We start from the raw sequence: 8303 nt of genomic DNA, 5'->3' as shown, positions 1-8303 counted from the left end.
CTCATAAAGAGAGTTGGGGATTTGTTTGGGCTTGAAATTTGCTAAAGTCCCGCTATCTTAATTATAAGTGTTCAACCGGACATGGTATTACTCCCCCCCTGTTCCCTGTTCCCTGTTCCCTGTTCCCTATTCCCTCTTTTCTGGAGATGTCTATTGAGCATATCTAGTTTTTCTTATTCTTACCACGAGTAACAGTTAAACCAGCAGCAACTACTCCTAGACTGAATAATGACTAGCTGTTAATGGGAAAATTGGTACAAAATCGAAGTGTATCAGTGATTTTTGGCGATCGCTGTCACTATATAAAAAGGAGGAGAAAGTTTTTTATTACTAATTATATCAAATCTGGTATAGCGCTAGGGAATAGGGAATAGGGAATAGGGAACAGGGAACAGTAGACTGTTAAAGGGTTCCATGATTTATAACTGCCCTAACCTTAATGGGTAGTGCTATAGTATTGGAAAAAAGCAGAGAAACCGGGTTTATTAAATAGCCCACTCACTAATATCTACTTCCCATAAACCCGGTTTCTTATAAAACTTGAAAGCAAGCGGATTTGATATTACCTGGACATAATATAAGTTGGGTTAAGCAACAGTACAACCCAACAACTATAAAGTCTATTTTGGGTTGCAGGTTACTTAACCCAACCTACAAAGTGCCAATAAGTATTTAACTGAATAGGATATAAAATCTAGGAACTACTTCCTTACACCCAACCACCTTATATTATCGTAGCCGAACCAAAGGTTAGGACGTTACTAAATGCTCAAACTCATTCAGGGATTACTTCTGACTTCTGACTTTTGAGTTCTGACTTGAGCGTAGCGCTATATGGCAGTCAAAGAGCGATCGCTGGAAACTATAGCACTACAAAAAAGTTTTAGCAGATTAATAAAATTGAAATCCCTTACAAGCAATAGTTTTGACTTGAGCTGATAGCTGATAGCTAATAGCTGAATGCTATAACAACTATACTCATTTAAGGATTATTTTCAATACTACCTGTAGCAGAAGTAGGAGTATCACCAGCGGTATTCTGTGGTTGTATCAGTTCTTTTTGTTTATTGCGGAACTGTATTGCTGCATCATTTAGACTATCACGTTGTTCGAGCATATATTCTTTCATGTTCCGGTTATCTCCTAGTCTGGAGTTATGAATTATGTCGAACATATCTATTCCGCCTGAACCAGTGAAAGGATCGGGGTTATCTATTGTTTGTAAGTCCTGTAAAGGATTAACTGTATTATTTTCATAAGATTGGGCTAAAGTTGGCTGAGGCAGGAAGATAGCGATCGTTCCTGTAGTTAAGGTGCCCAGAAGAAGTTTGGTGAAAAGTTTAGTAGACATAATAATGTAGTATTTTGTTTTTTAGGAAACTTTATAGATATACTACGATACAACTTTTTTGGTATTTTTAAAGCACACTTAATTTCTTTAGTCAAGGAAAAATTTATTTCTATCTACTGAATTCTGACTCCTAGTTCAGAAAGACGGACATTTGGCAAAACGACTATCAAAAAACCTCACCTTGCTGGCTTTCCCAACCCTAATCCCTATTTAGGGATTGAAACTGCAAACAAAAGAGCAGTGCTGATCCAAACTATCAACACTGTTCTCGACTCAATCTATTAACATTTTCAGATAAATTATTACTCCTGTCTCCTGACTCCTGACTCCTGTCTCCTGACTTCTTCTTTAAGCAAACCGACGACGTAATAAAGGTTGAATTGCTACTAGAGTCACAATATCAAACACCAATAACACCAATAACGCTGCCCCAAAGGAAATATCACCAAAAGGTGCTTCCATAACTACACTACCAAAAGAAAAATCATTGTGTAGATACAAATAACGAATAGGCTCGATGGCATAGCTCAAAGGATTTAAACTAGCGACTACTTGTAACCAACTGGGCATAAAAGATAGAGGTGCCAGAGCAGTGCTAGCAAATAACAAAGGTAGGTTAGTTACAAAAATCACTGCCAAAAGTTCAATGTGTCCTGGTAAAGCAAAAGCAAGACCTAAACTTAAACCAGTCACACCCAAAACTAACATTAAAACAATCAGGGCAATAGTAGCTAATCCTAATATATTAGGTAGTCCTGCACCCAAAAACGCACCAGCACCAATAATAATAGCTGATTGAATGAAACTCAGGGTGACGATAAAAGTAGCTGAAGCTAAGACAATAGAAAAGCGAGATGTCAATGGCGCCACCAATAGACGGTTAAGAAAACCAAATTCTCTGTCGAACATCACTGGTAAACCAGCATTGAGGGCACCAGCAAAAGCAGTAAACACAATAATACCGGCACCGAGAAATTGTCCGTAGTTTTGACTGTCACCAAATAAGCCTTGAGGAACATTCTGGAAAAGTGCCCCAAATAGAATTAACCACATTAGAGGTTGAATAATTCCAGCAATTAATGTAGAAGGTCGTCGTTTGAGTTGTATGAATAACCGAGTGGTTAATGCTAGGGTTTCTTGGAAAAAATCTCCTACCAGAGAACCGGAAGTTAATGGTGTTGTCTTGGTGTCAGACAACTGACTTATATTAGTTTGGGAAGGGGTAATAGTACCACTCATATTAGACTTTAGATATTATTAATGCAGAATTTAGGGGCAAAAGATTAACATTGTTGTGGGATAATTAAAAGTATTTATTGTATTTGCCCTTAGCAATGGCCTTTGCCCCATACACTGGTAATTTTAACACCGCTATTCAGTTATCAGTTATCAGTTATCAGTTTTTAGTTTTTAGTTATTAGTTATTATTATCTCTGATATAGAATCCGGTTGAATACTTGTCATTGCGACGATACGAAGCAATCTCATAGGTCTCACGAGATTGCTATCCGTTCCGGAATGCTCCGCAAACCTTCCACGCAGTGACCGTCGCTTCGGACTTGGCTATAGAAATTATTCAGATTCTATATGACTGAATGCTTGCAGTATTCATTTAGCTCGCATTTAGCTATTAGCTTTGCTAAAGAATCAAGGAATGATTAGGGGACTAACACAGCTAATGAGTTTGCAATTAGGGAATTAGGTTCTGTAGGGGCGGGTTTCACAGTTAAGTTAACGAGTTTTTACATTGAGTTAAATAAACCCGCCCCATAATTATATAACCGATAGTTCTAGGAGCGGGTTTATCTAAATCTTAGAATAAGCATGAAAATTATAGCTAAAACCAAAATTCTAGGAGCGGGTTTATCTAAATCTTAGAATAAGCATGAAAATTATAGCTAAAACCCGCCCCTACTATTCCAATATTTTAGGCGTATTACACTACTAGGGTTAGGTAATACCATTTATCCAAAACTTTATCTATTTCAGAGTAGGGGAGTAGGGGAGTACGGGAGTGGGGGAATATAGGGACGTTGCATAAGGGCGTCCGTACAAATTAAGAATAATTAACTTTAACTTACCTAGTTCAGCAGCAAAAAATTTATTCTACTAAAGTAATTACTTAGTAACTGAAGTTTTAATTAAGTAGAGCATCATTTGCATGGGAATTGGTATAATAACTAATTTCATTCATAGCTTTTAATTCTCTTCACAACGAGAATTTCCCTAGCTGATGGCTGAATGCTGAATGCTTACTTTAATGATATAACCCACAGTTCTAGGGGCGGTTCGGTGTAAATCTTAGAGTAAGCATGAAAATTATAGCTAAAACCCGCCCCTACTATTCCAATATTTTAGGCGTATTACACTACTAGGGTTAGGTAATACCATTTATCCAAAACTTTATCTATTTCAGAGTAGGGGAGTAGGGGAGTACGGGAGTGGGGGAATATAGGGACGTTGCATAAGGGCGTCCGTACAAATTAAGAATAATTAACTTTAACTTACCTAGTTCAGCAGCAAAAAATTTATTCTACTAAAGTAATTACTTAGTAACTGAAGTTTTAATTAAGTAGAGCATCATTTGCATGGGAATTGGTATAATAACTAATTTCATTCATAGCTTTTAATTCTCTTCACAACGAGAATTTCCCTAGCTGATGGCTGAATGCTGAATGCTTACTTTAATGATATAACCCACAGTTCTAGGGGCGGTTCGGTGTAAATCTTAGAGTAAGCATGAAAATTATAGCTAAAACCCGCCCCTACTATTCCAATATTTTAGGCGTATTACACTACTAGGGTTAAGTAATGACCAATTTCATTCATAGCTTTTAATTCTCCTTGTGAAGAGAATTCCCTTAGCTGATGGCTGACTGCTGAATGCTGAATGCTGAATGCTTACTTTTAACTTCTACCAATGAAAATTTTGAGCGAATAAACTTTCTTTTTAATCTTTTAATTATTTTCAGATCCTAAAAATTTCATTCTATATTATATTAACTTGGAACTGGTTGGAGAAAAACTGTCCAAACAGATTAAATTCTAGCGAAAAAAAACCTATGCTTAAACTTTCTTTAGAAAATCTAAAGGCAAAATTTAGGAAAATATTAATATATAAAATTGGAGCCAAACTACTAGGATTTTTTGAAAAGCTAATTCCTAGTTATTCCTTAATTGGTGATACAGCATTTTTTGAGCCTCACCACTTTGAATGGGTGGAAGAGATAGACGCAAATTGGATATTGATTAGAAAAGAGTTAGATGAACTTCTGAAATATCGAGATGATTTACCAAATTTCCAAGATATTTCTCCAGACCAAGCTGATTATACTAGCCCTGACGATTTGTGGAAAACATTCTTTATGTATGGGTATGGAATAAAAGCAGAAAAAAATTGTCAAAGATGCCCAGAAACAACTCGTTTAATTGAAAAAATTCCAGGAATGAAAACGGCATTCTTTTCAATTTTAATGCCTGGTAAACATATTCCCGAACACCGAGGCCCATACAAAGGAGTTATTCGTTATTTATTAGCATTAAAAGTACCTGAACCAAAAGAAAAATGTCGTATTCGTGTCGGCAATGAAACTCGTCACTGGGAAGAAGGAAAAAGTATGATTTTTGATGATTCTTTCCCCCATGAAGCTTGGAACGAAACTGATGGTGTCCGTGCAGTTTTGTTTTTAGATATAATGAGACCGATGCGTTTTCCCCTATCATTTTTGAATGAATTAATGATGAAATTAATTGCGGTTTCTCCTTATATTCAAGATGCAAATGTTAATCAGAAAAACTGGGAAGACCGTTTAGAAAAATTGTTTGCCAAGGAAAATAAAAAAGAGAAAGTTTCATCATCAAAATAGTAAAAAAGGAAGTAGGGACGTTGCATGCAATGTCCCTACAGAATAGGGAGTAGTAGCGCGGGCATCTTGCCTGCGACAGCTAGACTAATTTTTTTCTATTTTTCACAGTTAAATTCCATCAGGAAAAAGTCAGAAAAAAGACATAAAGAAAAAAGCTTATGAATTAACTGATTAACTTATTAAAAATTTTTTTTGATTTGATTCTAATATAAAAATCTGCCCTTATGTTGTAACATTTTATCGTAGGGGTTTGGTCTCCAAACCCTAATATCTAAATAAGTTGTAGATACCATTGTCTTTGATTTTTTTGTGAATTTCTACCTCTTTCTGAAATTATAAAAAGAGACTTTTGTATTTGTATAACTAATACAACAAAATTACATTGCTTAGATTATGTGTCGCTCCTCTAGGGGAGCTACGAATTGCTGATAATCAGTTATAAAAAAGTATTAGTTTGTAGTTGGGCTTGAGCAACTGATACATATTTAAACGGATACTTGATATAAAAAAGAATTAGTTTGTAGTTGGGCTTGAGCAACTGATACATATTTAGCAGGCTAGAACAAAACTACTAGCCAATATATTAAGTATTCAAGCGAACATGATATTACTTATATATTTCTGGTAATTCCTATATATAATAAAAAAAATTTTGACTTTTGTAGGCACTGATTTTATACAAATAAAGATGCTGCATTTATCTATTTATTTATTAATAAAAAAATCAAAAAATATATTGGGAGAGAGTAGTGGGTTACGATTTTGACGCAATAATTATTGGCAGTGGTGCAGGAGGAGGAACGATCGCCCATACTCTAGCAAAAGCTGGTAAACGGGTTCTCTTAGTAGAACGTGGCCTAAGATTTAGTGACGTTGAAGCTTTCCAAGATGAGCAACGAATGTTAATCAACAAAGAAGCTTTCGACGATCGCCAAATTGAAGTTAATGGACGTAGCGCTAGACTCCACATCGCTGGAATATTAGGTGGTGGAACATCCTTATATGGAGGGGTATTAATGCGCCCAAGTCCTTACGACTTCCACCCAGGGAAATTTTATGACCAATGGCTACCTCGTCATCTGTGGGATTGGCCAATTACTTACGAAGAGATGGCTCCCTACTTTGACCAAGCAGAGGCTTTATTTCATGTTGCTGGGGATAGGCCATCCAAAATGCCCAATGTGGGAACACCAAGCAACGGTTATCCAGGGAAAGTTCCGCCACTGGAACCAATTAACCAACAGTTGGAAAAGGGTATAAAGGATGCGGGGTTAATGCCTTTTCATCTCCCTTTTGGCATAGACTTCGATAGTTGTCTGCGTTGTTCTAAATGTCCTGGTTTTTACTGTCCTAATGAAGCTCGTGCCTCTACAGTGGTGCGTGCTATTGATAAAGCAACTTTTAATTATAACCTTAAAGTTCAAATTTTCACAGAAGCAGACTATTTAGTTACTAATAGCAGTAAAAAAGTTACGGGTATTCGCCTCCGTTGTCGTCAAACTGGCAAAGTTGAGGAACTAACGGCTAAAGTTTATATTTTGTCTGCGGGAGCTTTAGGTAGTCCAGTTATTTTGATGAAGTCTGGTTTAACAGGGCGGAGCGGACAATTGGGGCGGAATTATATGTATCATTGTGGTGCTTTAATGGCAGGTTTATTCAAACAAGAGACGGGAGGAGCGGATAAATTTATTAAACAGTTAGGGTTTACAGACTTGTATTTGGGAACTAAGGAATTTCCTCATAAATTGGGGTTAGCTCAAACAGTACCTATTCCGGGACTTCTTTCTCTACAACAAAATTTCCCCGTACCAATACCAAAACCTATTGCCGAATTTCTGCTGAAGCGAATGTTGGCAATAACTGGTATTGTGGAAGATTTACCCCAAGAAGAAAATCGGATAGAACTAGGTAAGGATGGGAAAATTCGTCTATTCCACAAGTTTCATCCTTATGATGTTTACCGTTCAAAATACTATAAGAAGAAGTTAAAAAAGGTATTTCAGTTAGCAGGAGCAGTATTATCTTTTGGAGCGACGGGTGATAAGGATGATATTCATACATCCCACCAGGTAGGTACGACTCGGTTTGGTACAGATCCTAATACATCTGTGCTTGATAAAGATTGTCGTTTACATGACCATGAAAATGTGTTTGTTGTGGATGGTGGGTTTATGCCGAATGCTTTGGGGGTGAGTCCGGCTTTGACTATTGCTGCTAATGCTTTGAGGGTAGGGGATGTTATTTTGGGAAAGGGCTGATGAAATGGAAGGGAAAAAGAAAAGATATCGAAATAGAAAATGGAAAAAAGTTTCTGGTAGGGCAAAGTTTTCTGGGAAAACGCGTTTAAAAAACGCAATTTGTAGTTTTTTTGGTGGTTATTTTTTTTGGGTGTTCTTTCATCATTTAGTTTATTTTGTTTTGTATGGAAAAAAAAGGGTGGGCAAGTCTTGTGATTCTTTTGGTGAATTTTTATTGGTATTTTTTCCTGGAATTATATTCTTGGATGTTTTATTTATTTTATGGTGCTTACATTTATTTTGTTTGTCGTCTGCCACGTTCCTCTTTCATCTCGGTGATCCTACCTGTCTGCCTGCCCCACTTCTCTCCACAATTACGTCGTTCATGGGCGTGCTGATAAGTTTAAATGTTATTTTTGTGGTTATACTTTGTGTACAGAATCTGAATATTGGAAAGAGTGAAAGAGCAAGAAAGAATAAAGAGAGTGAAGTAGAGGGGAAGCATCTGTTTAACGTCGTGTCACACTCGGCAGTGAATATCTGTTTGTCTAGCTACTAAAAAAAATGGTGTGTTATGCTTTGCTTTGCCCCAGCAAAAACATATCCTACTGGACTATTTTCCCAACATGACTTACACAGAGGTACTATATATAGAGTCAAAAAACTATAACGTTTTAGTTTTAAACACTATATAAATTATATTGGCGTAAGTCCTGATAAATATCATACTAAAGAAAGTCTAGGGCGTGTCATTGCAAGGTGGCAATTGAACAAGTAAATATCTGTTTGTCTAACTACTAAAAAAAATGGTGTGTTATGCTTTGCTTTGCCCCAGCAAAAACATATCCT

General features: G+C 36.5%; 5 protein-coding genes. 3 read left to right on the top strand and 2 right to left on the bottom strand.

Annotated features, from left to right (window positions below; translation table 11 throughout):
* Window positions 1-982: 982 nt before the first annotated feature.
* Together ACP6PK_RS29665 and ACP6PK_RS29660 are read right to left on the bottom strand one after the other, a co-directional pair.
* Window positions 983-1351, bottom strand: a complete 369-nt coding sequence (locus ACP6PK_RS29665) for a hypothetical protein (RefSeq protein WP_426565101.1) — start codon at window positions 1349-1351, stop codon at window positions 983-985.
* A gap of 348 nt (window positions 1352-1699) precedes the next feature.
* On the bottom strand, window positions 1700-2590 hold the full coding sequence (locus ACP6PK_RS29660; RefSeq protein WP_426565099.1) for an ABC transporter permease: 891 nt from the start codon (window positions 2588-2590) through the stop codon (window positions 1700-1702).
* 1823 nt (window positions 2591-4413) lie between these two features.
* Here ACP6PK_RS29660 and ACP6PK_RS29655 point away from each other — a divergent pair.
* The 3 genes from ACP6PK_RS29655 to ACP6PK_RS29645 all read left to right on the top strand — a co-directional run bounded on the left by ACP6PK_RS29655 (window position 4414) and on the right by ACP6PK_RS29645 (window position 8013).
* The gene (locus ACP6PK_RS29655) at window positions 4414-5217 is read left to right on the top strand and encodes an aspartyl/asparaginyl beta-hydroxylase domain-containing protein (RefSeq protein ID WP_426565097.1); all 804 of its coding nucleotides are present in this window, start codon (window positions 4414-4416) and stop codon (window positions 5215-5217) included.
* Window positions 5218-5966: 749 nt separating this feature from the next.
* Entirely contained in the window at window positions 5967-7475 is a 1509-nt protein-coding gene (locus tag ACP6PK_RS29650) for a GMC family oxidoreductase N-terminal domain-containing protein (RefSeq protein WP_426565095.1), read from the top strand.
* Complete coding sequence (locus tag ACP6PK_RS29645) at window positions 7453-8013, top strand: hypothetical protein (protein WP_426565093.1); 561 nt, start codon at window positions 7453-7455, stop codon at window positions 8011-8013. The genes ACP6PK_RS29650 and ACP6PK_RS29645 overlap by 23 nt, the downstream gene beginning before the upstream one ends.
* Window positions 8014-8303: the final 290 nt, after the last annotated feature.

Origin of the sequence: Dapis hubbardiae BLCC-M172, assembly GCF_050016015.1 — a bacterium.
Classification (GTDB): domain Bacteria; phylum Cyanobacteriota; class Cyanobacteriia; order Cyanobacteriales; family Microcoleaceae; genus Trichodesmium.
This window is presented reverse-complemented; position numbering and strand designations above follow the sequence as displayed.